The 26,054-nt window shown below is 39.0% G+C and carries 31 protein-coding genes; 24 read left to right on the forward strand and 7 right to left on the reverse strand.

Annotated elements, in window-relative coordinates:
* Positions 1–28: 28 nt before the first annotated feature.
* Together E0E32_RS11275 and E0E32_RS11280 are read right to left on the reverse strand one after the other, a co-directional pair.
* Complete coding sequence (locus E0E32_RS11275; RefSeq protein WP_066192795.1) at positions 29–613, reverse strand: YhcN/YlaJ family sporulation lipoprotein; 585 nt, start codon at positions 611–613, stop codon at positions 29–31.
* A 137-nt stretch (positions 614–750) separates the two neighbouring features.
* Positions 751–1,206 carry a hypothetical protein gene (locus E0E32_RS11280; protein WP_066192797.1) on the reverse strand — a complete coding sequence of 152 codons (456 nt, stop codon included), beginning with the start codon at positions 1,204–1,206 and terminating at the stop codon, positions 751–753.
* Positions 1,207–1,395: 189 nt separating this feature from the next.
* On the opposite strand from E0E32_RS11280, the gene E0E32_RS11285 reads away from it, so the two are divergent.
* Entirely contained in the window at positions 1,396–1,677 is a 282-nt protein-coding gene (locus E0E32_RS11285; RefSeq protein WP_392388610.1) for an Fpa/YlaN family protein, read from the forward strand.
* An 89-nt stretch (positions 1,678–1,766) separates the two neighbouring features.
* Positions 1,767–2,972 (forward strand): FtsW/RodA/SpoVE family cell cycle protein, encoded by a 1,206-nt coding sequence (locus tag E0E32_RS11290; protein WP_066192800.1) that lies wholly within the window; start codon positions 1,767–1,769, stop codon positions 2,970–2,972.
* Between the two features lie 307 nt (positions 2,973–3,279).
* Here E0E32_RS11290 and E0E32_RS11295 read toward each other — a convergent pair whose 3' ends face one another.
* Positions 3,280–4,185 carry a COX15/CtaA family protein gene (locus E0E32_RS11295; protein ID WP_130859799.1) on the reverse strand — a complete coding sequence of 302 codons (906 nt, stop codon included), beginning with the start codon at positions 4,183–4,185 and terminating at the stop codon, positions 3,280–3,282.
* 300 nt (positions 4,186–4,485) lie between these two features.
* Here E0E32_RS11295 and cyoE point away from each other — a divergent pair, with 300 nt between their 5' ends.
* The 7 genes from cyoE to E0E32_RS11330 all read left to right on the forward strand — a co-directional run bounded on the left by cyoE (position 4,486) and on the right by E0E32_RS11330 (position 11,184).
* Positions 4,486–5,421 (forward strand): heme o synthase, encoded by a 936-nt coding sequence (cyoE, locus tag E0E32_RS11300; RefSeq protein WP_066192804.1) that lies wholly within the window; start codon positions 4,486–4,488, stop codon positions 5,419–5,421.
* Positions 5,422–5,500: 79 nt separating this feature from the next.
* Positions 5,501–6,586, forward strand: a complete 1,086-nt coding sequence (coxB, locus tag E0E32_RS11305) for a cytochrome c oxidase subunit II (RefSeq protein ID WP_066192807.1) — start codon at positions 5,501–5,503, stop codon at positions 6,584–6,586.
* 17 nt (positions 6,587–6,603) lie between these two features.
* Positions 6,604–8,463, forward strand: a complete 1,860-nt coding sequence (gene ctaD / locus E0E32_RS11310; protein ID WP_130859800.1) for a cytochrome c oxidase subunit I — start codon at positions 6,604–6,606, stop codon at positions 8,461–8,463.
* A gap of 1 nt (position 8,464) precedes the next feature.
* Positions 8,465–9,085: a cytochrome (ubi)quinol oxidase subunit III gene (locus E0E32_RS11315; protein WP_066192811.1), complete on the forward strand. Its 621-nt coding sequence runs from the start codon at positions 8,465–8,467 to the stop codon at positions 9,083–9,085.
* A 3-nt stretch (positions 9,086–9,088) separates the two neighbouring features.
* Entirely contained in the window at positions 9,089–9,415 is a 327-nt protein-coding gene (gene ctaF / locus E0E32_RS11320; protein WP_066192813.1) for a cytochrome c oxidase subunit IVB, read from the forward strand.
* Between the two features lie 369 nt (positions 9,416–9,784).
* Positions 9,785–10,672, forward strand: coding sequence for a cytochrome c oxidase assembly factor CtaG (ctaG, locus tag E0E32_RS11325; RefSeq protein WP_066192815.1), 888 nt, complete (start codon positions 9,785–9,787; stop codon positions 10,670–10,672).
* A 56-nt stretch (positions 10,673–10,728) separates the two neighbouring features.
* Positions 10,729–11,184 carry a DUF420 domain-containing protein gene (locus tag E0E32_RS11330; protein WP_066192817.1) on the forward strand — a complete coding sequence of 152 codons (456 nt, stop codon included), beginning with the start codon at positions 10,729–10,731 and terminating at the stop codon, positions 11,182–11,184.
* Positions 11,185–11,242: 58 nt separating this feature from the next.
* On the opposite strand, the gene ytvI is transcribed toward E0E32_RS11330, so the two are convergent.
* Both ytvI and E0E32_RS11340 read right to left on the reverse strand, forming a co-directional pair.
* Positions 11,243–12,298, reverse strand: coding sequence for a sporulation integral membrane protein YtvI (gene ytvI, locus E0E32_RS11335; RefSeq protein ID WP_066192820.1), 1,056 nt, complete (start codon positions 12,296–12,298; stop codon positions 11,243–11,245).
* A 93-nt stretch (positions 12,299–12,391) separates the two neighbouring features.
* Positions 12,392–12,757, reverse strand: coding sequence for a YugN family protein (locus E0E32_RS11340; RefSeq protein WP_066192821.1), 366 nt, complete (start codon positions 12,755–12,757; stop codon positions 12,392–12,394).
* 236 nt (positions 12,758–12,993) lie between these two features.
* On the opposite strand from E0E32_RS11340, the gene E0E32_RS11345 reads away from it, so the two are divergent.
* The 8 genes from E0E32_RS11345 (at position 12,994) to coaD (ending at position 17,277) form a co-directional block, all read left to right on the forward strand.
* Positions 12,994–14,034 (forward strand): CAP domain-containing protein, encoded by a 1,041-nt coding sequence (locus tag E0E32_RS11345; protein WP_130859801.1) that lies wholly within the window; start codon positions 12,994–12,996, stop codon positions 14,032–14,034.
* 70 nt (positions 14,035–14,104) lie between these two features.
* On the forward strand, positions 14,105–14,473 hold the full coding sequence (ylbD, locus tag E0E32_RS11350) for a spore coat protein YlbD (RefSeq protein ID WP_130859802.1): 369 nt from the start codon (positions 14,105–14,107) through the stop codon (positions 14,471–14,473).
* Positions 14,474–14,481: 8 nt separating this feature from the next.
* Complete coding sequence (locus E0E32_RS11355) at positions 14,482–14,715, forward strand: YlbE-like family protein (protein WP_066192826.1); 234 nt, start codon at positions 14,482–14,484, stop codon at positions 14,713–14,715.
* 66 nt (positions 14,716–14,781) lie between these two features.
* Positions 14,782–15,222 carry a YlbF/YmcA family competence regulator gene (locus E0E32_RS11360; protein WP_066192828.1) on the forward strand — a complete coding sequence of 147 codons (441 nt, stop codon included), beginning with the start codon at positions 14,782–14,784 and terminating at the stop codon, positions 15,220–15,222.
* A gap of 30 nt (positions 15,223–15,252) precedes the next feature.
* Positions 15,253–15,528 (forward strand): YlbG family protein, encoded by a 276-nt coding sequence (locus E0E32_RS11365; protein ID WP_078060109.1) that lies wholly within the window; start codon positions 15,253–15,255, stop codon positions 15,526–15,528.
* Between the two features lie 87 nt (positions 15,529–15,615).
* On the forward strand, positions 15,616–16,200 hold the full coding sequence (locus E0E32_RS11370) for a hypothetical protein (RefSeq protein WP_165444993.1): 585 nt from the start codon (positions 15,616–15,618) through the stop codon (positions 16,198–16,200).
* A 35-nt stretch (positions 16,201–16,235) separates the two neighbouring features.
* Complete coding sequence (rsmD, locus tag E0E32_RS11375) at positions 16,236–16,805, forward strand: 16S rRNA (guanine(966)-N(2))-methyltransferase RsmD (protein WP_066192832.1); 570 nt, start codon at positions 16,236–16,238, stop codon at positions 16,803–16,805.
* Positions 16,798–17,277, forward strand: a complete 480-nt coding sequence (gene coaD / locus E0E32_RS11380; protein ID WP_066192834.1) for a pantetheine-phosphate adenylyltransferase — start codon at positions 16,798–16,800, stop codon at positions 17,275–17,277. The genes rsmD and coaD overlap by 8 nt, the downstream gene beginning before the upstream one ends.
* On the opposite strand, the gene ylbJ is transcribed toward coaD, so the two are convergent.
* The gene (gene ylbJ / locus E0E32_RS11385; protein ID WP_434059211.1) at positions 17,230–18,438 is read right to left on the reverse strand and encodes a sporulation integral membrane protein YlbJ; all 1,209 of its coding nucleotides are present in this window, start codon (positions 18,436–18,438) and stop codon (positions 17,230–17,232) included. The genes coaD and ylbJ overlap by 48 nt on opposite strands.
* A 139-nt stretch (positions 18,439–18,577) precedes the next feature.
* Here ylbJ and E0E32_RS11390 point away from each other — a divergent pair, with 139 nt between their 5' ends.
* The gene (locus E0E32_RS11390) at positions 18,578–19,597 is read left to right on the forward strand and encodes a SepM family pheromone-processing serine protease (protein WP_130859805.1); all 1,020 of its coding nucleotides are present in this window, start codon (positions 18,578–18,580) and stop codon (positions 19,595–19,597) included.
* A 156-nt stretch (positions 19,598–19,753) separates the two neighbouring features.
* On the opposite strand, the gene E0E32_RS11395 is transcribed toward E0E32_RS11390, so the two are convergent.
* A complete protein-coding gene (locus tag E0E32_RS11395) occupies positions 19,754–20,959 on the reverse strand; it encodes a nucleotidyltransferase (RefSeq protein ID WP_130859806.1) in 1,206 nt (401 codons plus the stop codon).
* Between the two features lie 152 nt (positions 20,960–21,111).
* Between E0E32_RS11395 and E0E32_RS11400 the strand changes: the two genes are divergently transcribed.
* The 6 genes from E0E32_RS11400 to mraZ all read left to right on the forward strand — a co-directional run bounded on the left by E0E32_RS11400 (position 21,112) and on the right by mraZ (position 26,048).
* The gene (locus tag E0E32_RS11400) at positions 21,112–21,639 is read left to right on the forward strand and encodes a YceD family protein (RefSeq protein ID WP_066192842.1); all 528 of its coding nucleotides are present in this window, start codon (positions 21,112–21,114) and stop codon (positions 21,637–21,639) included.
* A gap of 32 nt (positions 21,640–21,671) precedes the next feature.
* The gene (gene rpmF, locus E0E32_RS11405) at positions 21,672–21,845 is read left to right on the forward strand and encodes a 50S ribosomal protein L32 (protein WP_066192844.1); all 174 of its coding nucleotides are present in this window, start codon (positions 21,672–21,674) and stop codon (positions 21,843–21,845) included.
* 395 nt (positions 21,846–22,240) lie between these two features.
* On the forward strand, positions 22,241–22,690 hold the full coding sequence (locus E0E32_RS11410) for an RsfA family transcriptional regulator (protein ID WP_130859807.1): 450 nt from the start codon (positions 22,241–22,243) through the stop codon (positions 22,688–22,690).
* A gap of 282 nt (positions 22,691–22,972) precedes the next feature.
* A complete protein-coding gene (locus E0E32_RS11415; RefSeq protein WP_066192848.1) occupies positions 22,973–23,377 on the forward strand; it encodes a DUF3397 domain-containing protein in 405 nt (134 codons plus the stop codon).
* 246 nt (positions 23,378–23,623) lie between these two features.
* Entirely contained in the window at positions 23,624–25,246 is a 1,623-nt protein-coding gene (gene bshC, locus E0E32_RS11420) for a bacillithiol biosynthesis cysteine-adding enzyme BshC (RefSeq protein ID WP_066192850.1), read from the forward strand.
* A 370-nt stretch (positions 25,247–25,616) separates the two neighbouring features.
* The gene (mraZ, locus tag E0E32_RS11425; RefSeq protein WP_066192852.1) at positions 25,617–26,048 is read left to right on the forward strand and encodes a division/cell wall cluster transcriptional repressor MraZ; all 432 of its coding nucleotides are present in this window, start codon (positions 25,617–25,619) and stop codon (positions 26,046–26,048) included.
* Positions 26,049–26,054 lie beyond the last annotated feature (6 nt).

Below are 26,054 nucleotides of genomic sequence, written 5' to 3' on the forward strand. Positions count from 1 at the left end.
GTTTACTTGTCAGCCTGGTTTTTTATTCTTATTTATGATGATTAGACTGGTCTTCTTGAATGTTATCTAAATTCTGTTCCTCTTGATTATCGATGATTTGTTTATTCTCATCTGGTGGTGTCGAGCGATTTTCATCTACTGGAAACTCGGGCATCCATCGGCTTGTTATATTGGCTAATTCTTCACTAACCGCTTCCACTGGATGGCCTTCTTTCATTTTATTACCGATTCCCTTCATACGTTCGTATAAGTCGCTATCAGCTACTATAATCGCCTTGCTTCCTTGAGTATCGTGCTCCAGTGCCTCTAAAACGGCATATTTAATGGAGCCAATACTTGATTGGTCTAAATCTTTATCTACATCAATACTGACAAGGGAACCTCGTTTTGTAACAAGGGCAGTTGCCCCGTTGACATTAGGGACTTGACTAGCCAAATTAGCAAGATACTGCGCCTTTTCCGTTCCTTTAAGTTCATTATCTAAGGAAGGATCGGCATTCTTTAATTGTATGGTACCCAACTGATTGGGTGATTCGGCGGTACTTTGCTCTGGTTGCTCTTGTTGACATCCGAATAAAAGAAAGATCAGAACCGTCATTATTATATACTTCATGCTTATTGCGCCTCCTTTTCTCTGTATATTTTCTGATAAAAACAAAAAAATATACCTGAGACAGCAAGTAGCATGTGTATGTGTATCGTGAAACAGGTCCTAATGTGGTTTAGACAGAGATAACGGACGCAAATTATTTACTGAATCTGAATAATCTTAATGGCCTTGATTGGGTTCTGCCGGTTACTGCCATCACCGAAATAAAGGTGACCAGGCCCGTCTTCTTTGATTTGCCTGCCGTCAATTGAGAATAGCATTAAGGAATTCAGCAATGTTTCAAGTGACACTGGATGTTTGCCATCTTCTGTTTCGATGATTGCTTCTGTTGCTGTGTCATCGATTTCAGCGGTCTCCATAAATGGTTTAAGCGGCATGACATAAGAGTAATGTAATAATTCCTTTTTGTTATATTTTTTGATGCTATGATTAACAGGCGGTTTGTTCAAACGGCTGGTTAACGCTTGATCGTCTTCCTCTGCTACGGGCTGATGATGGAACGCATCTTCTAACCTGATTTTTCGGTCATCAAAAATCCATACGCTCGGGTCCAGCGTAATCGGGTATGTAACGTTACCTTTTACTTGGATAATCACAATAAGTTCACCTCTTCTTATTTATCTTCTGTTATAGGATAGCAGATACAGGCTAATTTTGCATAGGAACTGATCTTACTCATCATCAAGGAATTCGCAGCAAGAATGATATTATCTTGCAATTTACATATGTTCACGATAAAATAAAGAGAAGAAGTTGTAGCGGAGGGGATTGGCGTGATAACAGAAATGCCTTTAAATAAAGAAAAGCAAGCCTACGCGCTTCTCAAGGCAGATGCAGATAAAATTTTACAGCTTATTAAGGTCCAGATAGATAACTTAACTATGCCTCAGTGTCCACTTTACGAAGAGGTATTGGATACGCAAATGTTTGGCTTATCGAGGGAAATCGACTTTGCTGTGCGTTTGCAATTGATAGAAGAAGAGGAAGGTAAAGCACTGTTGGATAACTTGGAACAGCAGCTGAGTGTTTTGCATGAAGCTTCTCAAGAGCGCAATATGCAGATGTAGAAAACTTTGCTAACATATCGAGCAAAGTTTTTGTACTTTTTACATTGGATCAATTAAAAACAATTTTATGATGTTTTGAGGTAATCAAGATGAAGAAACAGAAAACAAAAACATTCGATTTTCTATTAATGTTATCTCCATTGCTGTTGTCTGGTTTTGGTGTAGTGATGATCTATAGTGCCAGTATGGTAACCTCTGTTATTATACGTGGGGAACCGGCTTATTCACAAGCGGCTAATCAGTTAATGTGGCTGGTAGTAGGTATTGGCTTGTTTATATTTGCCAGTTATTTCAAATATACCATTTACCAGTATTTGACGAAGTGGATCGTCTTGCTTATGTTTCTCTCTTTAGTTGCCGTTGAGTTATTTGGTGTGAATCTAAATAACTCCCAAGCATGGATACATTTAGGCCCTTTTTCCATACAGCCATCCGAGTTTGTAAAGATAGGGTTAGTGCTGTATTTGGCAGCTGTTTATACAAAAAAACAAGAATATATTGGAGACTTTTTCAAGGCTGTATTGCCTCCTTTGGTGGTGACGGCAGTGTTGCTTGGCTTAATCATTAAACAGCCTGACATAGGAACTGCGGCGATTATATTTGCTGTTGCTTGTACGGTTATCTTTAGTGCAGGAATTAAATTTAAACATATTAGCTTTTTGATATTAGTTGGTGTGGTTGTATTAGTGGCGGTTGGCATTCAATTGGTCACAGACACAAGGATTGCTCGTTTTACAGGTGCTTACCATCCTTTTACTGATCCAGACGCTACTGGATATCAGTTGATTCAATCTTACATAGCGATTGGCACGGGAGGGCTATCAGGCCAAGGAATTGGCCAAGGAATTCAAAAGCTTGGTTATCTTACCCAAGCGGATAGCGACTTTATCATGGCGGTAATCGCAGAGGAATTAGGCCTGTTTGGCGTTTTATTTGTCCTAGGTTGTTTAAGTGTAATTGTATTAAGAGGGCTATATATAGCCAAAGAGTGTAAGGATCCATTTGGCACGTTAATAGCTATTGGGATTTCATCGATGATTGGAATTCAAACTGTGATAAATATGGGAGCAATAAGTGGTCTGCTTCCCATCACAGGTGTACCTTTGCCTTTTGTTAGTGCAGGTGGTACTTCCTTGGTTGTCTTATTATTCTCGGTGGGTATCCTCAATAACATTGCCCGTCATGTGAATTATCAGCGTTATCAGGAAACAGAGGACGCAGATATACCGACAGAAGAGAAGCCATCTATTCGAGGTTGGTCCAAAAAAAGGAATCGTCAACGCCAATTATCTTAAAGGGCAAGCAATCACGAGGTGCGCTTGATCCTTTTATGCTAAATACCTACTTTAAATTCTGATGAGGAGATGTGCTTTCCTCTCATTAAGACAGGGAAACACAGCTTAATCTGAAGTATGGTTCTGCTTCCTTTATTTACAAACAAAAAGGTTTACCAGCTTATCCAAAGCGGTAAACCTTTTTTATATAATGGGAAAGTAATCAAGGATAATAGGATTTGGAAAGAAATTAACTTTGAACGAAGCGGCAGTTCTTGTCTAGTTTCGGGTAGTAATAAAGAACCGGGCGAAATTTGCCCGGTTTACCTTATGTTCTTCTTTTTTCAGTTTTAAAGCTTCGATACGATAGTAATAAGAAATAACAAAGCAGTCCAAAGAATAATGTAATGAACAAGGCGTGCATTAATGCGATAAACAAATTTCCAATAGTAAAAATGACAAACGCTCCTAATGCGACTTGTGCGGTAATGAGGAACGTGCCGATAGCCCATCCGTAATACATCACATGACTATCTCGATAATGTCGCCTGATTTTAAAGAATAGAACCCATGTCCATATAAAAGCCAAACCAGCTAGTAAACGGTGTCCCATTTGAACCCATTGTCCAAAGTGATAATTCGCGAAATCAAAGGGCTGTGTGTTTGTACACATCGGCCAACCTGGACAAGCAAGGCTTGACTCAATATGCCGTACCAAGGCCCCAGAGTAGACAACGACCATAATAAAGATGGCCAAGGTAATGAATTGTTTGCGAAACTTACTGGAAATATGGAGCGAGTCTGCATCAAATTTGTGATCTACTTCAAAAATAAGCAGCGTGAGTAATAATACAGCAGCAAAGGATATAAGAGAAATGCCGAAATGCAGGGCCAACACAAAGTCTGATTGCGGCCATAATACTGCAGCAGCACCGATAAGTGCTTGAGCAACCAGAAAAAAGACGGATACAATGGCCAAAAATTTGGTCTCGCGTATGTAACCGATTTTGATCCAGGCAAGCACCGCAAGTAGTAAGACAAAGATGCCAGCCATTCCTGAAACTAATCGGTGACTCAACTCAATAAACATTTCCACCGACCAGTCACCATAGCAGAATGGCCAATTAGCTCCACATCCCATGCCGGAATCTGTTTTTGTAACCAGTGCCCCTCCTACAAGAACCCCAGTCATGATCAGGGTGGAGATCACTGCCAATGTTTTTAGAAATTTCATACTTCACCTCAAATTATCTATCTGTATTTCTATGTATAGATTTTAGCAATAAACAAACCCATTATACCAAATAAACAGTAATGTGTGTGTGTAAACTACATATCAAATAAAATGTTCACAAAAATGCCATAAATAGAATTGATTATAGGAGTTGGATAGCACACGATGCAATTCCATGATACAATAGCATTGTTTGATAAAATTAGGTATAATGCAGATACATACTATTTTTGAACATACAACGAAAGCATTTGCATATCATGACGGAAATTAAAAGTTAGAAGGGAAGAGGCTATTTAAATGGACAAACTAGGAGCTTCGTCTAACGATGCCGTTTTTTCGGGGACGTTGGATACATATCTTTATAAATGGTCAGATTTAAAACAAATATTAAAATTAGGCATTATTAACTCCAACACGATGACTGCTCTGGCTGGTTTTTGGCTGGCGTTGTATTATACGAATTCTTCTATCGCACAGTATTGGCATATGTTGTTAGTGACCATCGTAGGTACAGCCTTTGTAATAGCAGGGGGCTGTGTCATCAATAACTATTATGATAGAGATATCGATCGGAAAATGAAACGAACGAAGGTCCGTCCAACGGTTACAGGAACCATTGATTTATTTCATGTACTGGTTATCGGTGTTTCTTTATCCATTATGGGTGTGCTTGTGTTATCTTTGGCCTCATGGCAGGCCGCTTTCTATGGAGCTTTGGGTTGGTTTAGTTATGTTGTATTATATACGATATGGTCGAAACGCCGCTATACGATTAATACAGCCATAGGAAGTCTTGCAGGAGCAGTACCGCCACTAATTGGCTGGTCGGCTGTAGATCCACAGCTTCATCCCGCAGCTTGGGTTTTGTTTCTGCTTATATTTATTTGGCAGACACCTCACTTTTTAGCCATCGCTATGAAAAAAGAAGACGAATATCGAGCAGCAAATATCCCAATGCTTCCAGTCGTTTACGGCTCCGAAATAACCAAGCGTCAAATGTTTGTTTATATTGTTTGCTTATTACCACTGCCATTTTTACTCTATGATTTAGGATATATTTTCTTAGGAATAGGCACAATATTAAATATAGGGTGGCTGGTACTATCGATAAAGGGGTTTTTTGTAAAAGATAATGACAAATGGGCAAATAAAATGTTTATTTATTCCTTATTTTATTTAATGATTATATTTCTATCGATGATCGTTATTACTTTGCCGAATAATTTGTTATAATAAATTTATCAGTAGGACTTGATTTTCTTCAAGTTTTTCTAAATAATATAGTAAGTTATAAAGAAAGAGAGGGTTAAAAATGAGAGATTGGATGGGAAAAATCCGAACGCTAGCCTTATTTTCGTTTTTGGCAATGGTACTTTCTGCATGCGGTAAAGAAAACCTAAGTGCATTTACGCCAAAAGGATACGGGGCACAACAATCAATGGTTGTTATTATTGTATCCATTCTAGTAATGATTGTGGTCTTTATTGCAGTTATGGTCATTTATTTTTATGTCATTGGCAAGTTCCGACAGAAAAAGGGACAAGAAGATCACGTACCAAAACAAGTGGAAGGGAATCACACATTAGAAGTAATCTGGACAGTTATTCCAATTATTCTTTTGATTATTATTGCGATTCCGACAGTAGCCGTTACATATGGCCTGGCAGATGAAGGTCCAAAAGAGGACAGCATCAACGTCAATGTCACTGGTATGCAATTCTGGTGGAACTTTGAATATGCAGATGAAGAAATTCAAACCAGTCAAGAATTATACATCCCAGTTGATGAAAGAGTTTACTTGAATATGATGTCCAATGATGTTATTCACTCCTTTTGGGTACCATCTATATCAGGTAAAATGGATGTAAATCCAGATAATGAAAATACAATGTATATTGAAGCAGAAGAAGAGGGTGTATATTGGGGTAAATGTGCCGAGTTCTGTGGGGACTCACACTCTTTAATGGACTTCAAGATCGTTGTCGTAAGTCAGGAAGAGTATGATCAATGGGTAGAAGGTATGCAGAACACGGATCCTGAGTATACTGCTGAAGCAACAGAAGGTCAGCAATTATTCGAAAATAGCTGTGTCAGCTGTCATGCCATCGATGCCAGCTCCAATAATCCAGTAGTAGGGCCTAATATGGCAGACTTTGGTAATCGCTCGTTAATAGCTGGTATTAATGATTTTAATAAAGAGGAACTGGTTGATTGGATTCTTGATCCAGCTAGTATCAAACCTGGAAATGGTATGCTGGATGCGCCATATCTTGAGGATAACTCCATTTCGGAAGAAGAAGCTGGACAGATTGCTGATTTCTTAATGGAACTAAAGGCTACAGAGGAACCAGTTGATAGTGTGAAACAATTTAGGGAGAATGAATCGACAGAGAACTAAAGGGAGGTAAATGACACGTGAGTACATTGGCAGCAACGAATAAAAAAAGTTTCGGCTCCACCTTGTGGGATTATTTAACCACAGTGGACCATAAGAAAATTGCTATCATGTACCTGGTTGCTGGGGGATTATTCTTTATCCTCGGTGGTTTAGAAGCACTTGCAATCAGGATACAGTTAATGAAACCGATGAATGACTTTGTTAGTGCAGGTTTCTATAATGAATTAATTACTATGCATGGAACGACCATGATCTTTTTGGCTGCCATGCCATTAGTTTTTGCATTTATGAATGCCGTTGTGCCTTTGCAAATCGGGGCACGTGATGTGGCATTTCCATTCTTAAACTCATTAGGGTTTTGGTTATTTTTATTTGGGGGTATCTTACTGAACGTAGGCTGGTTTACCGGTGGTGCACCTGATGCAGGCTGGACAGCATATGCGCCTTTATCCACCACTTCTGCAGGTCATGGGGTAGATTATTATGTATTAGGATTGCAGATCTCTGGTGCGGGTACATTAATGGGCGGGATTAACTTCCTTGTAACGATTGTAAATATGCGGGCGCCAGGTATGACTTATATGCGTATGCCATTGTTTACTTGGACAGCATTTGTAGCAAGTGTTCTTATTCTATTTGCCTTTCCAGCCTTAACGGTCGGGTTATTCTTAATGATGTTTGATCGTTTATTTGGAGCAGGGTTCTTTGATCCTAATATGGGTGGTAATGCCGTCATCTGGCAGCACTTATTCTGGATTTTTGGTCACCCAGAGGTTTATATTCTGATTTTACCAGCATTTGGTATTTTTAGTGAGATTATTTCGACATTTTCTAGGAAACGATTATTTGGTTATACCGCTATGGTGTTTGCTACGGTATTAATTGGTTTTCTAGGTTTTATGGTATGGGCTCACCATATGTTTACAGTAGGTATGGGACCAGCGGCTAACTCCATTTTTGCGGTAGCGACGATGGCGATTGCGGTGCCAACTGGTATTAAGATATTTAACTGGTTGTTTACCCTTTGGGAAGGGAATATCCGGATTAATACCGCCATGCTGTGGGCACTTGGTTTTATTCCTAGTTTTACAATCGGCGGAATGACAGGAGTTATGTTAGCTGCCGCTTCGGCGGATTATCAATATCATGATTCCTATTTCGTTGTTGCGCACTTCCACTATGTTATTGTGGGTGGTGTCGTATTCGGTTTAATTGCTGGTACACACTATTGGTGGCCAAAAATGTTTGGTACAATCTTAGATGAAAAATTAGGTAAATGGACATTTTGGATCTTCTTTATTGGTTTCCATATGACGTTCTTTGTTCAGCACTTCCTTGGTTTAATGGGGATGCCAAGACGTTACTGGGTGTTCTTGGAAGGTCAGCATTTGGACTTAGGGAATTTAATAAGTTCTATTGGTGCCATGCTGATGGGGGTAGGAACGATTATACTACTCATCAATATTGTGAAAACATCTATTCAAAACAAAAAAGTTGGTGGCGATCCTTGGGATGCGCGTACTTTGGAATGGGCTATTCCTTCACCTCCACCATTTTATAATTTCAAGCAATTGCCATTGGTTCGTGCGTTAGATCCTTTATGGATTGAAAAGATGGAAGGGCGTAAAGGTATGACACCGGCAGAGCCACTTGGAGATATCCATATGCCGAATAACTCTTTCTTGCCGTTTATCATGTCGGTAGGGTTCTTTATTGCAGGACTTGGCTTTATTTATCAAAAGGATAATTTGGCTTGGTTAACCGCAGTATTTATTGGAATGGGCATTGCATTAGGCTGTATGCTCACAAGATCGTTGAAAGACGATACTGGCTATCACATCCATAAAGAAGATTTGCAAAAGGAGGCGAAGGAATAAAATGAGTGAACAAGATGTATTAAATCCAGATCATATGCCTCATAATCCTGAACAAGCCACCTTAGAAGGAAAGAATAAGTTCATGGGCTTTTGGTTTTTCCTTGGTGGAGAAACAGTCCTTTTCGCTAGTTTGTTTGGTACCTATTTGGCATTAAACGATTCGACGAATGGCGGCGCTTCTTCAGAGGAACTATTTGGTTTAGAGCTTGTATTTATCATGACGATGCTGCTTTTAACCAGTTCATTAACCAGTGTGTACGCTATGTACCACATGAAGAATAATGACTTTAAAAGAATGATGATTTGGCTTGGTATTACTGTTGCTTTAGGACTTGGCTTCCTTGGTTTTGAGTTATATGAGTTCTTTCATTATATTCATGAATATGAATTTACGTTGCGTTCATCTGCTTTCGGTTCGGCATTCTATACATTAGTAGGCTTTCATGGAGGCCACGTTGTGTTTGGTTTATCATGGATCATTGCCCTAATGCTTCGTAATAGCAAGCGTGGCTTGAATTTATATAATGCGCCGAAGTTTTACATTGCAAGTTTATATTGGCACTTTATTGATGTTGTGTGGGTATTCATCTTCACAGTAGTTTATCTGATGGGGGTGCTCTAAATAATGACGGATAAAACAGTTGGAACATTAGAACAGCAAGAAGCGTATGAAAAAGAAAAAAGAAAGCAGGAAATGAAGCAGCAAGTCATTACGTTTGCTTTAATGATTATCTTTACATTAGTTTCTTTCGGAATGGTTATGGCTGGTTTAGACAAATTATTTATTGTTCCTGTTATACTCCTTCTAGCGGCAGTACAGGTTGGATTTCAACTTTATTATTTTATGCATATGAGTCATAAAGGACATGAATTACCATCCGTTATGTTTTATGGAGGGGTCTTTACCGCCTTTTTAACAATCTTGGCATTAGCTGTGCTTGTCTGGTGGTAATACAAATAAGGCTTGAGAGGGCGTGATTACATGCCCCTCAAGTCTTTTTTATCAGAAAGTATAGAATTTTGGCATAATAGGTTTTGAACGAATCGGCAGTTAGTATCTAGTTTCGGATAGTAATAAAGGACCGGGCGGATTTTGCTTTGTTTATTTTACTGCTATATTTCGTGAAAGGATGTTTCGAATGAATGCCCACTTGCCAGTAAATCAGCAGCTTGAAAGAGGAAGTGAATAGTGATGGCAAAGGTAATGAGAATGACATGTTCATGAAATTGTTAAAATAAGATTTGCTTTATCCTTTTTAATCCGCCGTATCTTTTGTATAATAAGAAATAGTGTAATTCGATATTAATTGGAGTGATATACATGTGGCAGGATTTAAGTATCTTTGGTTTTCGGGCACTTTGGAGTCCATATTTTGCAATCTTTGTGGCCTGCTTAGGAATTCTTTATTACATTATCTTTATTCGTAGACAAGACGATAAAAAGGCAACGATTAGTCAGATTAAGTTTTTTTATGGTGGCTTATTGTTATTATATGTGATAAAAGGTGCACCTATTGACCTGTTATCACACATTATGTTTACATCGCACATGTTGCAGATGGCTCTTTATTGCCTGTTATTCCCTATATTAATCATTAAGGGATTACCAAAGTGGGTATGGGAACGGATTTTTTCATTGCCTGTACTGGGGTTTGTATTAAGGATATTAACCAAGCCATTAATTGCCATCCTCTTATTTAACGGCTTATTTTCGATTTATCATATTCCAGTGGTGTTCGATTTTGCCAAGGCCAATGAATGGGCTCATACATCCATTTCTCTGATCTTGTTGGTATCTGCCTTTATCATGTGGTGGCCAATTTTTACACCTATTAAGGAAATGGACACGATGTCACCATTACTGAAAATTGGTTATATGGCAGGTAATGGCATGTTGATTACCCCGGCTTGTGCTTTAATTATTTTTTCCATGGTGGACATATATACTACATTTGGAGCAACAGGAAGCTGGGTTCAAGCCTTGGCATTGTGTGTACCAACCGATATTTTGGATGGTCTAACCTTGAGCGGTCCTGAGATGTTCTCGCCTATCGGTGTATTAGAAGATCAACAGCTAGGCGGTATCATCATGAAGATTACCCAAGAGATTATATATGGTGCCGTAATCGCCAAAATCTTTTTCCCTTGGTTTAATAAGGGTACTGATAAAGTAGATCCGTTGCCACAGCATAGCGTTAAGCAACCGTAAGTTTTTCTGCAATAAGACAAGCAAGAGTTAGTATAAGAGTGGAAGGAATGTGTTACATGGAGATCTTACCTACTATAAGTACGTCTTTTATTTTGATAAGTGCCATTTTGGTGGCAATCGGATGGCGCTTTGTTGCTTTGAAAAAGTATAAGGCACATAAGCGTACGATGACTGCGGCTGCGATTAGCGCTTTAATCTTTTTTATTATTTATTTGTCACGGACAGCCTTTATTGGAAATACAAGCTTTGGGGGACCGGAAGAATTAGAACTATATTATACCATCTTTCTTATCTTCCATATTATACTTGCGACTGTTGGCGCAGTGTTCGGTATAACAACACTAACACTTGCCTGGAAGCGCAACATAAAAAAACATCGTAAAATAGGTCCGATAACGAGTGTTATTTGGTTTTTTACCGCAATCACGGGTTGTGCGGTGTACATATTATTGTACGTGTTATATGATGGTGGAGAGACAACAAGTTTGTTAAAGGCTATTTTAGGCGGTTAATGATACTATAAGAAAACTCGCACTTGCTCAAAATGCAGAGCAGCTGCGAGTTTTTTAGTTATATCTTAAAGTTGGTTTTAATAATACCTGATTCTTTAGCGGAGTTATAGAGAATAACGATCAAAGGTCCGATGATAAAGCCGAATATTCCTAATAGTTTCAAACCGATATACATAGAAATTAACGTTGCAAGAGGGGACAAGCCAATCTGAGTTCCCATTACCTTAGGTTCCATTGTTCTGCGGATTGCCAATAATATAATGGCAAGAATGGCTAGTTGCGTGCCAAGCAGTACGTCGCCGGTAAAGAATACATATACACACCAAGGACCTAAAATAATAATAGAACCGAGAATAGGTACTAGATCAATAACCCAAATAATTAAAGACATTAGCAAAGCATATTCTGGAAGGATGATATATAATCCGATTAACGTAACAATGAAGATTACAAGGCTTACAAGAAATTGTGCTTTGAAAAAACCGAAGAAAACATTGGCTAAGCGTTGCGTCATAAAGCTTACCTTTTCCGCTGTATTATCTTTTAAATGGTTGTACATCATTACTTTTAAACGAGGAACTTCCAGCATAAACATAAACAAGGCAATTAAATATACGATAAAACTAATCAAATACTCTGGGACTTTACCAATAATGGAGGTAATCTGTTCGATTGTTAGGACTTCCCTTAATTTATCACCAATGGAGGTAGTTGTCGACTGTATTTGTGATTTGGTTTCTTCAATTACCTGTTCGGGCAGGTTCTCGCTAAAGGTATCTAATTCCGCTTCCCATTCGCCTAATTGTTGATTTAATTGCATCATATAACTAGGGACATTCTCAGCGAAGTTTACAATCTGTCCAATGGTTTTGGTGACTGTGAAAAAACCAACCACACCTAAACAAATAATAAACAATAGAAACACAAGAGTAACGGCTAGTTTACGATTTAATCTTAATCTATTTGTAATTAAACGAACAAGAGGGTTCAGAATTAGCGCTGTAAGGAATGCCAGGATAAGAGGTATAGAAACAGGCAAAATGAAATACGCAGCAAGCAGTAGAGCTAAAACAATCAAGGTAATACTAACTTGTTTTTTAGTTGGTTTCTTCATTGAAATTTACATAAACTCCTCTCTCATTACACAAGAACTCATTCTTAAAAACACGACTGCATGGTCATTGCAGCCGTGTTTACTAGAGTTATATCACTTAGTAAATGGTACAATATTTTCTTTAGCAGTTTTCAATAAATTTTCTGTGCGGTTGACGATACTTTCTGGGAAGTCTTCATTCTCACCGTACTCGACACCATGGGGATAATAATGTTTTCCAAGTAAAGGTGTCATTAATTTAATAACTGCATCACCGCGATCTACATCTCCTTCGAGGGCATATCCTTGAACACGTATATAGTATGTAATATTATTTTCCGCAGAATTAATTTTGTAGTCGTATGTAACACGTTCATAATCCCATTGTGAAGCTCGTACAAAGTTAGCTTGCTCCATCGCATGATCTAGCGGTTTCAAATCGATAATTAAATCTTCCAATCCAATATCTGTAAATTTCATACCTTCACCTCATCTATAATAATCACTAATCCTATCATATTATGAATTGAAACAAGATGCAATTATTCTTAGTCAAAAACTTTCATGAAAGAAAATCAATTGCATACATATGAGATAAAGTGTGACTTATCAGGATGTATAGCGACCGTAGTGTCTTTGTTTTAACTTTTCAGAAAGTATGGTAGAAACAAACGCTTAACACAGGATGATGATACGGATAGGGAAGGAGAAATTAAATGAAAACAAAGGTGATACTTGTTATTGTCTGTATCTTTTTTATTATCATAACGACATTGTTGTTCGTTCAAGTAAAATTGGATTCTTCTGTGAAGGTTATTCAGCACGACAGTCACCACGTCCTACTCGAGAAAAAGTCGCCATTACCTACAGATTTATTTATTTTTGGGGACGATGCCCCTCTTTGGTATTTTATTGATCAGCCAGTCAATATTTTTACAAAAATGTATGGAAAACCTGAACGTAAAGATCCGTCTCTTTTCGAATGGGAGTGGTGGATATTTAACAAGGCAGATCACTATCTGCAAATAGCCGTAAAGGATAAGCGTATTCTTGGGATATATACCAATTCGGACGTACTATCCACATCTCCTGTCAAAATAGGAGAAACGACAGAAACACTGGAAGAGGAGTATGATTGGCAGCAGACGCTTGATTTCGATCTATTTCAAATAAAGCTATCGGATGAAGATATGGTAGAGCGTCCCCTTCTGTCATTAAATGATCAAGTTCTTGCCCAATTGTTTTTAGATGAGGGGGAAGCAGCAGTAGCGGGTGTCCGTTTTATGAATGAGGAGATGTTAGAACAATTACACCCATATCCAATGTATTATACCGGTGAATTACAAGAAGTTAAAGAGCCTACTGATCAGGAATGGCAGTTAATAGAGGAAGCAGAGGCACAACAAATGCTGGAAATCACCAATAGTATTCGTCGCAATCAAGAGCTAACGGAGCTTAGCTGGGATGAAAGGACAGCCAAAGTTGCTAAGTCTCATAGTGAAGAGATGAGAGAAGAAGAATTTTTTTCTCATTCCAGTTCAAATGGGGAGGGCTTAGTGAAACGTTTGGATATGGCAGGTATTGATTATACAGCAGCTGGTGAAAACATCGCCATGCATTCTCCTGATGCAGTGGAGGTTATCCATCAATGGCTTCACCATAAGGGACAGCGAGAAGCCTTGCTTAAAGAAGAGTACACTCATCTGGGTGTCGGGGTGCATCGAACACATTATACGCAAAATTTTCTAAAAAAATAGGGAGAACGCACATAGAAATCGTTTATGCATAATTATAATAGTAGAATACATGCAAGAGGGGGGATTACTTATGAATCCCAAAGTGAAAGAGTTCAAACAATTTATCCAAAAACACCCACAGTTACTGCAAGAAGTCCGTAATGGAAAAATCGGGCTTCAGGAGGCATTCGAGCAATATGTGTTATTAGGAGAGGATGATCCCTCATGGAAAAAATACACGAATAAGACTAGCGATAAAAAAGAAAAAGACAATGAACAACTCTTGAAGAAATTATGGAAACATGTGGAACAGCTAGATGTCGACCAAATTGAAACACATATCAACGGCTTGAGTGGTGCGATTGATCATGTAGTAACGTTCATTGGTCAATTTAAGGATTATCGTAATAATCAAACATCGTCATCCCAGCATCCATTTCAGCATCATACAAGAGATTAGGAGGCGTTATGGAATTAGATACGTATCGTTATCTACAACAAAAAGAAGAATTGTGGAAATTTGTCCGGCTGCATCCAGAATGGTATCGTTATTTAACTCGTGAACCTGCCAGGGTAGCAGAATTAGAGGTCATGGCCAAACAGTATTATGGTAAAACCTTGCCACAAAGGATGGAACGAGTACAACAAAATATGCAAATGATTCAATTGCTTATGCAAATGGCAGGTTCTTGGAATGATTAAGAAACTGCCCCCTTTTTTTTCTATGTCAAAATTGGTATGATAAGGGTATGGAGGTGGATAGATTAAATGTTAACAACAATAGAAATTGTCGATATATTAGATGAATCAGAGGATTTAGGGCAAATGGTATTGTCTTCTGAGGTAATGGAAGAATTTTATCAGGCGAAGCAAGTGATGGAAGAAGATCAGAAAGCACAAGAATTGATTCGTCGTTTTAATCATATGAAAGAAGCCTACGAAGAAGTAGAGCGTTTTGGCCGGTATCACCCGGACTATAGTCAAATTATGAAGGACATCCGTGCAACGAAAAGAGAGATGGATATGCATGATACGATTGCTTCCTATAAGATGGCGGAGACTTCGTTGCAGAAATTTTTAGATGAGATTAGCCAATTGGTGGCTTACAGTGTCAGTGATAATGTGAAAGTTCCTCTGGATGGTGCGGCATTAACCGATAGTGGCTGTGGTTGCGGATCTGGCGGTGGTTGCAGCTGTAAAGTTTCATAAATAGATCGATTTAAAAAGGGAGGTGTCATCGTGATTGTAAGCAGACAGGGCCTCGTTGTTTGGTTTCATCAAATGAAGCATATTAAACATATTAAACGATATGGCCATATGGTTCATGTATCAAAAAAATTAAAGTACGCGATTATTTATGTCAATCAAGAGGATGTGGAAGATACTACGGTTGCATTGAATAAGCTGCCATTTGTAACTAGAGTAGATCCGTCCTTTAAACCATATATAAAAACAGAATTTGAAGAGAAAGTAAAAATAGAGGAAAAGGAACTAGACTATAAAATGGGGATATAAACCCCGTTTTGTCAGGTTAATACTTAGAGAGTATGCTGGGCCCATTGGCGGAGATTGCTAATGGGCCAAACGTGTGGCATTTTTTATATGATCGATCATTTGTCCATCGTCGTCCTATGCGTCATCGCGGAAATGACGGCCAAAATCCGAGGGGAAAGCACCGAAATGGGCGTCATCATGGAAATGACGGCCAAAATCCGAGGGAGAAGCGCTGAAATGGTCGTCATCATGGAAATGACGGCCAAAATCCGAGGGAAAAGCGCTGAAATGGTCGTCATCGCGGAAATGACGGCCAAAATTCGAGGGAAAAGCGCCGAAATGGTCGTCATCGCGAAAATGACGGCCAAAATCCGAGGAGAAAGCGCTGAAATGGTCGTCATCGACGATCAAACTCTGTACAAGTACCTTGTTGTAGAAGGAGCTCTATTCATACTTTGCTTACACCGAAAAAAAACCTGCAGCTTATTCAACTGCAGGCTCTTTTTATCGTCTCAAACAGGAGATGATAAAAAGATAAAGGGAGAGGAGAAACCGGAAGAAGAACTTATGGGGAAATGTAAGTCTTCTCCGACTAAAGCAACTCATCCTTGTTGCTTTAATATAAGGTTACCCAAAAGAATGAAAAATATACAAACACATTTGAGAATATTCCTGCTTTTATGCTATATTTAAAAAGATTTGCGACAGAGAATGGAGGTAGCAGCCAATTGAGAATCATTGCTGGTAAATTTAAAGGAAATAGAATTCAAGCAGTCCCTAATCAGTTGACAAGACCAACAGGAGATAAAATAAAAGAATCCTTGTTTCAAATGATTGGTCCCTTTTTTGATGGCGGCCAATGTCTTGACCTTTTTGCGGGAAGTGGTGGACTTGCTTTGGAAGCGATGAGCAGAGGAGTCGATTACGCTGTACTAGTGGATAAACAAGCAAAGGCGATTTCTGTCATTCATCAAAATGTTCAGCAATTGCATGTAGAGGAATCCACTGAAATATATCGAAATGATGCCTTTCGAGCGATAAAGGCATTACAAAAACGAAAGATGTTATTTGATATTATTTTTCTAGATCCTCCTTATCATAAGGTATCTTATGATAAACTGTTAGAGAGTATTTTCTCTGCTGACATTGTAAAGGAAGATGGTCTGGTTATTTGTGAACATGATCCAGCTGTTGCTATGTCGTTATCCAATCATTGTTATCATGTATGGAAACAAGAGATATACAACCATACTACCGCGATTACTATCTTAAAGAAAGGTGCGAAAGCGCATGACTAAACTAGCTATTTGCCCAGGAAGCTTTGACCCTGTTACGAATGGACACTTAGATATTATCAAAAGGGCGGCCAAAATATTTGATGAAATAGTAGTGACCGTGTTTAACAACCAAGCAAAACATCCGCTATTTACAGTAGAAGAAAGAATGGAGTTGCTTAGACAGGCAACAATTGACATCCCTAATATCTCAGTGGATGCAAGCAAGGGGTTGTTAATGGACTATGCCCAAGAGAAACAAGCCCAAGCCATTGTACGTGGGCTGCGGGCTGTCACCGATTTTGAGTATGAAATGCAAATTACCTCGATGAATCGAAAATTAAACGAAGATATTGAAACTTTTTTTATGATGACCAATAACCGATATTCCTTTTTAAGTTCGAGTGTGGTAAAGGAAGTCGCAAAATATCACGCCGACGTATCAGACTTAGTACCTCGTGTGGTTGAAACGGCTTTGATGGAAAAATTTAAATAATAAGATATATAAGTATATCAATAAAGCAAAGAAGGTAATCACCCAGCCAAAGGTTTCTAATGAGAGTGTGGTGGTTTGGGTAAGGTCGATCAATGACAAAGCCGGCTTAGCCAATTCTTTGCTGTAAAAGAAAAGGTAGAGTACGATAATAAAACACCCGGCAAAAAAAGCATGCAACAGACGAGCGAAAAAATAGGGCAGGAAGCGAATATCAGTCTCTGCCAAAATACTAGCGACTTGAGCCTGTACGGAAAATCCGTTAAAAGCCAATATAATCGAAATGGCAATCGCTTGAAAGAAGAGGGGAACTTCTGTCTGGGCAATTGCACTAGCGCCAATGGTTAGTTCAAATATTCCTGTGAACAATGGAAGGGACAAGTCTACAGGTAGTTGTATAACCTGCAGGAAAAAAGCAATCACTTGTGCGCATATTTCTGCCAATTGAATCGTGGATAATATTTCAGTGATTACCGAGAATAAAATGATGAAGCCACCAATCTTTAGCAAGGTTTCAATCGATTGTGTGACGGCTTCTCCTAATATTTTTCCGAGAGCTTGCTGTTTATGTATGCGAGCTTGATGAAGCTGTTCGAATGCCTTCGTAATGGAAAAGTTGTAACGAGCTTTTGAGGTTGCTTGTCCCCTTTTGAAAAATCTCATACATATCCCAACAAAGAAATTACTGAGATAGTGGGTGAGGGCTAACAGGATACCCAGCTTTGCATCGTGTAAAAAACCAATCCCTACGGCGCCGATAATAAATAAGGGATTCGATGCATTGGTGAAAGACACAAGTCTCTCCGCTTCTATCTGAGATATTTGTTTTTCTTGTCTAAGTCTTGCTGTGTATTTGGCACCTGATGGATAGCCGCTCGCCATCCCCATCGTCCATACGAAACCGCCAACGCCCGGCACATTAAAAAGAGGACGCATAATCGGTTCAAATAGAACACCGATAAAATGGACAACACCGAAGGCAATTAACAACTCTGCCATAATGAAAAAAGGCAATAAGGAAGGAAATACGATGCTTGCCCAAACTTCCAATCCTTTTTGACTTGCTTGTAAGACTGCCTGGGGATAGATAATGATCATTACTGCCATAAATAAAGCCGATGTTGCATACAATAGGGAGGGTAGTTTTTCTCGCAAGCTTGTCACTCCTTTAGCACATTCCTGTACCTTTTTGATAATCAGTAGTAAAATATATCGTGCTTTACATGTTTATCCTACGTTCTAATATACGCTAGAGGACCCTATAAATATGACAATGCAATCAGATTTTGAAAGAAGGGATAGGATGTTTCGATTCAAAAATAATGTAAGGATTGTCGCTTTTTTAATAGCGTTAATCGCCGTCTTTTTCTTTTTTAGCTTCCGGCTCCCCTTTTATATTCATCAGCCAGGACATGCGGATCCACTAGATCCAGTGGTAGCGGTTGATGATGGATATGACAGTGAAGGGGAAATGTATTTGGTTACCATTCAAGGTGGCAGGGCTACGCCGTTCACCTATTTAATGGCACAACTTAGAGAGTATTATGATGTACTCCCTCTAAATGAAGTATTGCCAGAGGATATGACGGATGAGGAATATCGACAACTACAATTAATGATGATGGAGAATTCACAGGAAGCCTCTAAAGTTGTTGCATATGAGGCGTCAGATCAGTCCATTGATATTGAGTACAATGGTGTGTATGTTGTGTCTGTGGTGGAGGACATGCCAGCAGATGGTGTGCTTGAATCAGGGGATAAGGTCATTGAGATAGACGGTGAGAAGATAGAAGAGGCAGATAACCTGATTAGCCTGGTTACATCGAAGTCTCCTGGAGATACAGTAAATCTAACCATTGATAGAGAGGGAGAAACCCTTACGGAGGAGATCACTTTAGAAGCAATGGATGCACTAGATGGTCAACCTGGTATAGGTATTCAATTGGTGACCAACAGAGAAGTTAACGTTTCTCCTGAATTGAATTTTTCCAGCGGGGATATTGGAGGTCCGAGTGCTGGTTTAATGTTTTCTTTGGAAATCTATGATCAGCTGACAAGTGAAGATTTAACGAAAGGACATCAAATCGCTGGTACTGGAGAGATTGATTATCAAGGAAATGTTGGACGTATCGGTGGGGTGGATAAAAAGATAATCGCAGCCGATAATGCCGGATGCGAGATATTTTTCGCGCCTAATGAAGGAGGCAGAGAGGGCTCAAATTTTGAAGTAGCCAAACAAACTGCTGAAGATATTGGATCAGATATGGAAGTCGTCCCAGTAGACACCTTCACCGATGCTTTGGAATATTTAGAAGGATTATAAGGTCAGACTTATCAGGAGGTTTAGGGATTGTTGGTTTCCATATCTACTAAGGGTTACAGCTCCTATAGCCGGAAAACTTACGATCCCTTAACGCTGTGGTAAAGCGAGACTTACGTAATACTAAAAAAGCAGTAAGGAATGCGTCCTGCTGCTTTTTTAGATGATAAATGGCTTCTGATAGCTTTGTTGACTAAGTAGCTGCTGAGAGGCATTAGGCAGGATACTGTAATAGGCCGCATCGACACGATCATCAAGTGTTTGATAAGGGTAAGGAGCCTTGTTGCTGGTATACCAGCTAATATCTGTCTGTTTTTTTATGGAACGAAGGTAAGCCCGTCCTTGGTCATTCATTGCTAAAACACGTACTATTGGTAACGTTTCTGCTTTTTCTAACCATGCCTCTATTTCACTTGTCTGCGTATTGGTCAGCAAATGAGTGAAAATTCGCTGCAAACTTGTCCATGTGTAGCGTTTAGTTTTCATAAGAGACATCCATTCGTGGAAGTTGTCTGCATATTTCACTGTTTGAAGCATACGATGCTCCAGTCCTTCTTTCATGCCATGGATATTTGCCAATTCCTTCGGTTTCATTGTTAAAAGTCGATACTTCAACAAGTGGAAATAGGCCTGCCAGTCATGCCAAGTACCATGTTTATGTTGATAGGTGTGTAGTGTAGTCCAAGTTTCTTTAGGAATAGCCGTTTCAACCTTTCCGTGATAATTTTGCAGCAGATAACGCCGGATACTGGTTGCGCTTGCGATTGGATTATTCAATTCCTGATCATGATAATGATTTTTGACCCGAGAGATCGTATAAGGCTTGATAGCAGCCTGATGATCATAAATGTTTTTCACGTATTGATAGCCCAATATATTGTTTGGCTGAGTAGCATCAAGTGTTAATTGATCCCCGCCAATGTGTACCAAGGCTTGTTCATGTGCTTTTGGATAAGCGAGGCCTTGATCAAGTCCCTCTGTTAGTTTTTCATTATAGGCTGTCTGGTGGGCGTTGATCCATTCATACATGTTTTTAAAATCATCTATTCTACCGTGTTCACTGCCGAAACAAACGGTGTCTACGTTTAGATGATGGAGCAGATGAATAGCCCCTTTGGCAAAAATTTCGCTATGTTGGACGGCATAGAAATAAGGGAGCTCTACCACTAGGTCTATTCCTTGTTTTGCAGCAATTTTCGCTCTGGAAAATTTATCAATAATGGCAGGTTCCCCTCTTTGCAGAAAATTGCCGCTCATAATTGCCACCATACACTCTGCTTGTGTCGCTCGTTTGGCCTCTTGAAAGTGGTAATGGTGACCATTATGATATGGATTATATTCAACGATTAGTCCGCAAGCTTTCATATTTACCCTCCATATATGTTATAGTAAAGAAGAAGGAAATGTCTTTTGTAGTATATCATAAAAAAGTCAGTATTGTGGTGGTGTAAAGAAAATATATTGACAAATGGCCAAATACCTTTTAAAATATTTCTTGTTGCCTTGAGGTGATTTTAATGAAAATATTTATTCAGAAATTGATGCAATCACAGGAAGTCCCATATGAGTTTCATGAAAAAGTAGACGTGTCTAACTTAATAGAAGGCAATAATGACATTCGTGCCATTGAGCCAGTTATCGTTAAAGGAAAGGCATGGATGGACGGGGATGATATTACCTGTGTTTATACTGTAACAGGGACGATGATTTTACCTTGTGCCAGAACATTGGTGGATGTACCGTATGATTTTCATATCGATACGGCAGAACAGTTTACCACATCCAGTTATCATACGGAGGAAAATGTGTTCTACGTAAGTGGAGAAGTACTTGACTTAACTCCATTTATCGAGGAAAATATCATATTAGAGGTTCCAATGAGAGTATTTGCTGATAAAGAACAGCTAGAAGCAAATACAGTGACAGAAGGCCATGGATGGACATTGTTTACGGAGGAAGAACAATCCGATACCGTCGATCCACGCCTGGAAAAGTTGCAGTCTTTATTAAATGACAAAAGTAATGAGGGAGATAGTAAAGAATAGATCTTTACTTCCTGATAAAGGAGGTGTAATGCATGGCAGTACCAAAGCGCAGAACTTCGAAAAAGGTAAAAAACCAACGTCGTACACACAAAAAATTACTTGTACCAGGAATGGTAGAATGTTCAAACTGTGGTGATTTGACTAAGCCACACCATGTATGCAAATCTTGTGGACAATATAACGGTAAACAAGTAGTAGCACAATAATGGAATTATAGGTTACGACATAGTAGTGTAAGGGGATTTCCCTTACGCTATTTTTGTTTGTGTACGACAACGGGCATTGGATCATGAAATAGATGTAAAAACCCTATCCTGCTATCGATAGATCATCGTACCGGCCTTCCCATATCTAGCTTGGTTTTAAATAGGTTCAGTCCGATTTTTCTTGATGTTCTAGAAAATGCTTAGATAGTTGATATAAATCAAATGAGTAAGTGACCGAAGACGCGAAAATAATCAACATCACCTTGTGTAAAATAGCACCCTTTTCATCTCTCTTTTTCTTTCTGAAAATTTGTTGGGATGAAATTGCTTCGTAATAAGTCTATCCTCTCTATTAATTGCATACATTATATCAATGAATAGAGGGGGTGGCATTATTGCAAGGGATTCGACAGGACGCTTGGTCACATGAAGAAGATATATTGTTAGCAGAGACCGTATTGCGATATATTCAAGAAGGGAAAACACAGCTCACAGCTTTTCGGGAGGTTGGAGATCAACTATCTCGAACGGCAGCTGCATGCGGATTTCGCTGGAATGCAACGTTAAGAAAACAATATGATGAAGCCATTCAAAAGGCTAAACAAAACCGCAAACATATTCCGTATACAACAGCTGAAAGTGGGATGGTTATTCGAGAAAAGGGACAACCGGCCATACATGAGGTATTGGAATCATTGGAACGTATGCAGAAGTATTATCATAGTTTAAATGAACAGCAAGAAGTGCAACAATTGCTAGAGCAGAATCAGCAATTACAACAAACGATTACGAAATATCAGGACTTCCACCAAATCATCAAGGAAGCAATGAAGCGCTTAGAATAAAATCACTCGCTGTGTAAGCCTCACTTTATCAAGTGGGGTTTTTGTTTGTCTTTGTTGAGCATCATTCTTTCAATCATAAAAAGGGGAAAGAAGACGAATGATGAAAATTTTACTTGCTTGAAAAAGAATGTTCTATATAATTGAATTACATGAACCAATAGAAATCAGAAGGTTTATATGCTAGACGAAAAGAAGAGGAGGGAAAGGATAGTTAGTAGACATTGCAATAGTTTTTATATTTTATCGCACTATTTTCTTTCAGAACAGAAATGAGGAATGAGAATGTTGCAAGGATTATACTACTTATTTGCTTTAATGGTGACTATACCTGTGCTAGTCACTTATATCGTATACCTCATAACATTTAGAATAACCAGAAAAAACCGCTATTCCTTTCATGTGGCTGTTGACTGGACAACTCTTTTATATATTTTTTCAGTGATCGCCATGGGAGAATGGTTTTTCTCGATTAACTTATTTGGCTATATTATTACTTTCTTACTTTTATTACTGTTAATCATGGTTATCTATCACTGGCGATTCTATACAGATATTGTCTTCACACACGTCTGGAAGCGATTCTGGAAGCTGGCCTTCTTGATTTTTTTCATGATGTATTTAGGAGGCAGTGTAGCGGGTATTATTTATAGTATCGGCACCTTTTTTACCATTGTGCAGATAGGATAAGTGCGAGTTTAATGTTGGGGAAAAAGGCTCAACGGATACATACCAAGCATTCTGGGAAGACCCACCAAATACATCTTGTCAGGTCTGCACTTGTCTGGCTCCTGTTTCGAAATTTCCATGTGTTATTTTGTTGGCCTTGTTGAATAACCTTCATAAACAAATTATGTGCGTTTCTTCAACGGATTATGTACAATACTAATGGACTGTCATACTGTATATAATTGATAAAAAAGGAGTAAATGATGCATGCGTATCGAATCTGATCGACTCGATTTACATAATAAATTTATAGTGGACTATCAAGGTGAAAGGGAGACGGTGTTAGAGCAATTCGATTATAATCCATATGCTAACCAAGTGTTTCAAGATCGCCTGCAAGATATTCACAAGACCTCATCAGAACGAAAAGCATTAACAGAAGTGCTAAGTACATTGAATAAACGCTGGTATGCTTCAGAGGTAACGATGGATAATATCAACAGATTAAATCAGGAGGATAGTGTGGTCGTTATTGGAGGGCAGCAAGCTGGAATCCTCACTGGACCGTTGTATACTATTCACAAAATCATTTCTATTATTGCTTTGGCACAAGAACAGGAGCAACATTTACAAGTGCCGGTGCTGCCGGTTTTTTGGATTGCAGGGGAAGATCATGACTTTGATGAAGTGAATCATCTTTTTATACCAGAAGATCAGCACTTACAGAAACGAAAAATAGACAGTGATCATCCAGAAAGAATGTCGGTATCCCACCGAGATATGGATAAAGCACGTGCACATAAATGGTTGCAATCACTATTTGGCTCCCTGCAAGAGACGGCACATACGAAGCAATTATTTCATCGCGTAGCGGATCATTTGGAACAATCGCATACTTATGTTGATTTTTTTGCGGCATTTATCCATGATTTGTTTGCTGAGAGTGGAATTATTCTCGTGGATTCCGGTGCGCCGGAGCTTCGTCGGATTGAATCGGACTTCTTCAAGCAATTAATCAATAAACAGCCGGATATCAGTGCTGCTGTCTATCACGCTTCACAGTCAATGCAGAAAAAGGGATATCACCTTAGTGTCGAGGTAGAACAAACAGATGCTCACTTGTTTGTTGAAGTGGAAGGTGAGCGTATTTTATTGCAGAAGGAGCAAGATAAGTGGATAGGGAAGCATAATGAATGTTGTTACTCCCAAACAGAATTACTCGAAATAGCAGATAAAGAACCAGAACGCTTAAGCAATAATGTAGTAACCAGGCCGTTAATGCAGGAGATGTTATTTCCGACACTAGCTTTTTTTGCTGGTCCGAGTGAGGCCGCATACTGGTCGTTATTAAAAGGAGCTTTTCATCAAGTCTCATTGCAGATGCCTCCTGTTTTACCGAGGTTGTCTTTCACACTGGTGGAACAAAAGGTCAGCAAGCAATTGAATCAGTTGGCGCTTGAACCGGCAGCCGTGATAAATCATGGAGTTCAATTAGAGAAACAACAGTGGCTGGCTGCGCAATCCCAACAGCCGATTGGCGAACTAACGAAACAATTTAAGCAAGGATTGGAGCGAAATCATCAGCCGTTTAGAGATATCTCTGAGCAATTGGGGGATGATGTTGCTCAATATGCTGATAAAAATCTGCAGTTAATGTATTACCAAATTGAACAGCTTGCCAACCGGATGGAGAAAGAATTTTCACATAAATATAAAAAACAGTTACAATTGTTTGATGCGGTTGAATTGCAGCTTCATCCACAAAATGGTTTGCAAGAAAGAGTTTGGAATATTATTTATTTTATTAATCGTTATGGTACGAATTGGTTTCAAGAATTGCTGGTCTATCCCTTCGATTGGAAAGAACAGCATTATATCGTATATTTATAATACTTCAAATATCAAGGGAGAAGAGTCGTAGCAGGCTCTTCTCCCTTTTTCTTATAAGTAAAGAAAGCATACAATCCTTAGTATAATAGGACTTGGTATGATGTTGACCTGGAATGAATCGCGCTACCGATAAGTTGGATGATGTAAAGTAGCAGCCCCATTTATCCCATGTCGTCAAGTGGATTGAAACATCCCCCCCTGACTTGCCACTTTCTCCCCACGATCCCCCACCTTGTTTTTTGATTCAAAAACATAGATATATCAAGCCATTCTGTCATTAAATATAGGAGCATTTAATTATTTTTAAAAATATAGTGGTGTAAAGTGGGGGAATGTGGTACGATAAAAAAAGAAAGTGGGGTGCGTGGCTATGTTCATGGGCGAGTATCAACATAACATTGATACCAAGGGACGTATCATTGTTCCAGCGAAGTTCAGAGAAGGTTTGGGCGATCAGTTTGTTATTACCCGTGGTCTGGACCAATGTTTATTTGCTTACCCGATGAATGAGTGGCACCAGTTAGAAGAGAAATTAAAGAAGCTCCCACTTACTAAAAAGGATGCACGTGCCTTTACACGTTTCTTTTTTTCAGGTGCAGTAGAATGTGAGTTAGACAAACAAGGAAGAATCAATATTCCAGGACCACTTCGTAAGTATGCAGCTATTGAAAAAGAGTGTGCGGTAATCGGTGTATCCAATCGAGTAGAATTCTGGGCGGAGGACAAATGGAACGAATTTGTCGATGTATCAGAAGAATCCTTCGCTGAAATAGCGGAGAATATGATGGATTTTGATTTGTAAGCGGCG

Origin of the sequence: Gracilibacillus phocaeensis (genome assembly GCF_900626275.1) — a bacterium.
In the GTDB taxonomy this organism is placed as follows: domain Bacteria; phylum Bacillota; class Bacilli; order Bacillales; family Amphibacillaceae; genus Gracilibacillus; species Gracilibacillus timonensis.

Bases quoted from the DNA above. Each gene is read 5' to 3' on its own strand.
- E0E32_RS11285 (WP_392388610.1), top strand. From the start codon at position 1,396: ATGCCTTTAAATAAAGAAAAGCAAGCCTACGCGCTTCTCAAGGCAGAT.
- E0E32_RS11340 (WP_066192821.1), bottom strand. From the start codon at position 12,757: ATGAAATTTACAGATATTGGATTGGAAGATTTAATTATCGATTTGAAA.
- E0E32_RS11295 (WP_130859799.1), bottom strand. From the start codon at position 4,185: ATGAAATTTCTAAAAACATTGGCAGTGATCTCCACCCTGATCATGACT.
- ytvI (WP_066192820.1), bottom strand. From the start codon at position 12,298: ATGAAGAAACCAACTAAAAAACAAGTTAGTATTACCTTGATTGTTTTA.
- E0E32_RS11395 (WP_130859806.1), bottom strand. From the start codon at position 20,959: ATGAAAGCTTGCGGACTAATCGTTGAATATAATCCATATCATAATGGT.
- E0E32_RS11390 (WP_130859805.1), top strand. From the start codon at position 18,578: ATGTTTCGATTCAAAAATAATGTAAGGATTGTCGCTTTTTTAATAGCG.
- cyoE (WP_066192804.1), top strand. From the start codon at position 4,486: ATGGACAAACTAGGAGCTTCGTCTAACGATGCCGTTTTTTCGGGGACG.
- E0E32_RS11415 (WP_066192848.1), top strand. From the start codon at position 22,973: ATGTTGCAAGGATTATACTACTTATTTGCTTTAATGGTGACTATACCT.
- E0E32_RS11315 (WP_066192811.1), top strand. From the start codon at position 8,465: ATGAGTGAACAAGATGTATTAAATCCAGATCATATGCCTCATAATCCT.
- bshC (WP_066192850.1), top strand. From the start codon at position 23,624: ATGCGTATCGAATCTGATCGACTCGATTTACATAATAAATTTATAGTG.
- mraZ (WP_066192852.1), top strand. From the start codon at position 25,617: ATGTTCATGGGCGAGTATCAACATAACATTGATACCAAGGGACGTATC.
- E0E32_RS11275 (WP_066192795.1), bottom strand. From the start codon at position 613: ATGAAGTATATAATAATGACGGTTCTGATCTTTCTTTTATTCGGATGT.
- ctaF (WP_066192813.1), top strand. From the start codon at position 9,089: ATGACGGATAAAACAGTTGGAACATTAGAACAGCAAGAAGCGTATGAA.
- E0E32_RS11360 (WP_066192828.1), top strand. From the start codon at position 14,782: ATGTTAACAACAATAGAAATTGTCGATATATTAGATGAATCAGAGGAT.
- E0E32_RS11355 (WP_066192826.1), top strand. From the start codon at position 14,482: ATGGAATTAGATACGTATCGTTATCTACAACAAAAAGAAGAATTGTGG.
- coaD (WP_066192834.1), top strand. From the start codon at position 16,798: ATGACTAAACTAGCTATTTGCCCAGGAAGCTTTGACCCTGTTACGAAT.
- ctaG (WP_066192815.1), top strand. From the start codon at position 9,785: ATGTGGCAGGATTTAAGTATCTTTGGTTTTCGGGCACTTTGGAGTCCA.
- coxB (WP_066192807.1), top strand. From the start codon at position 5,501: ATGAGAGATTGGATGGGAAAAATCCGAACGCTAGCCTTATTTTCGTTT.
- E0E32_RS11330 (WP_066192817.1), top strand. From the start codon at position 10,729: ATGGAGATCTTACCTACTATAAGTACGTCTTTTATTTTGATAAGTGCC.
- E0E32_RS11370 (WP_165444993.1), top strand. From the start codon at position 15,616: ATGATCGATCATTTGTCCATCGTCGTCCTATGCGTCATCGCGGAAATG.
- E0E32_RS11345 (WP_130859801.1), top strand. From the start codon at position 12,994: ATGAAAACAAAGGTGATACTTGTTATTGTCTGTATCTTTTTTATTATC.
- rpmF (WP_066192844.1), top strand. From the start codon at position 21,672: ATGGCAGTACCAAAGCGCAGAACTTCGAAAAAGGTAAAAAACCAACGT.
- E0E32_RS11290 (WP_066192800.1), top strand. From the start codon at position 1,767: ATGAAGAAACAGAAAACAAAAACATTCGATTTTCTATTAATGTTATCT.
- ylbD (WP_130859802.1), top strand. From the start codon at position 14,105: ATGAATCCCAAAGTGAAAGAGTTCAAACAATTTATCCAAAAACACCCA.
- E0E32_RS11400 (WP_066192842.1), top strand. From the start codon at position 21,112: ATGAAAATATTTATTCAGAAATTGATGCAATCACAGGAAGTCCCATAT.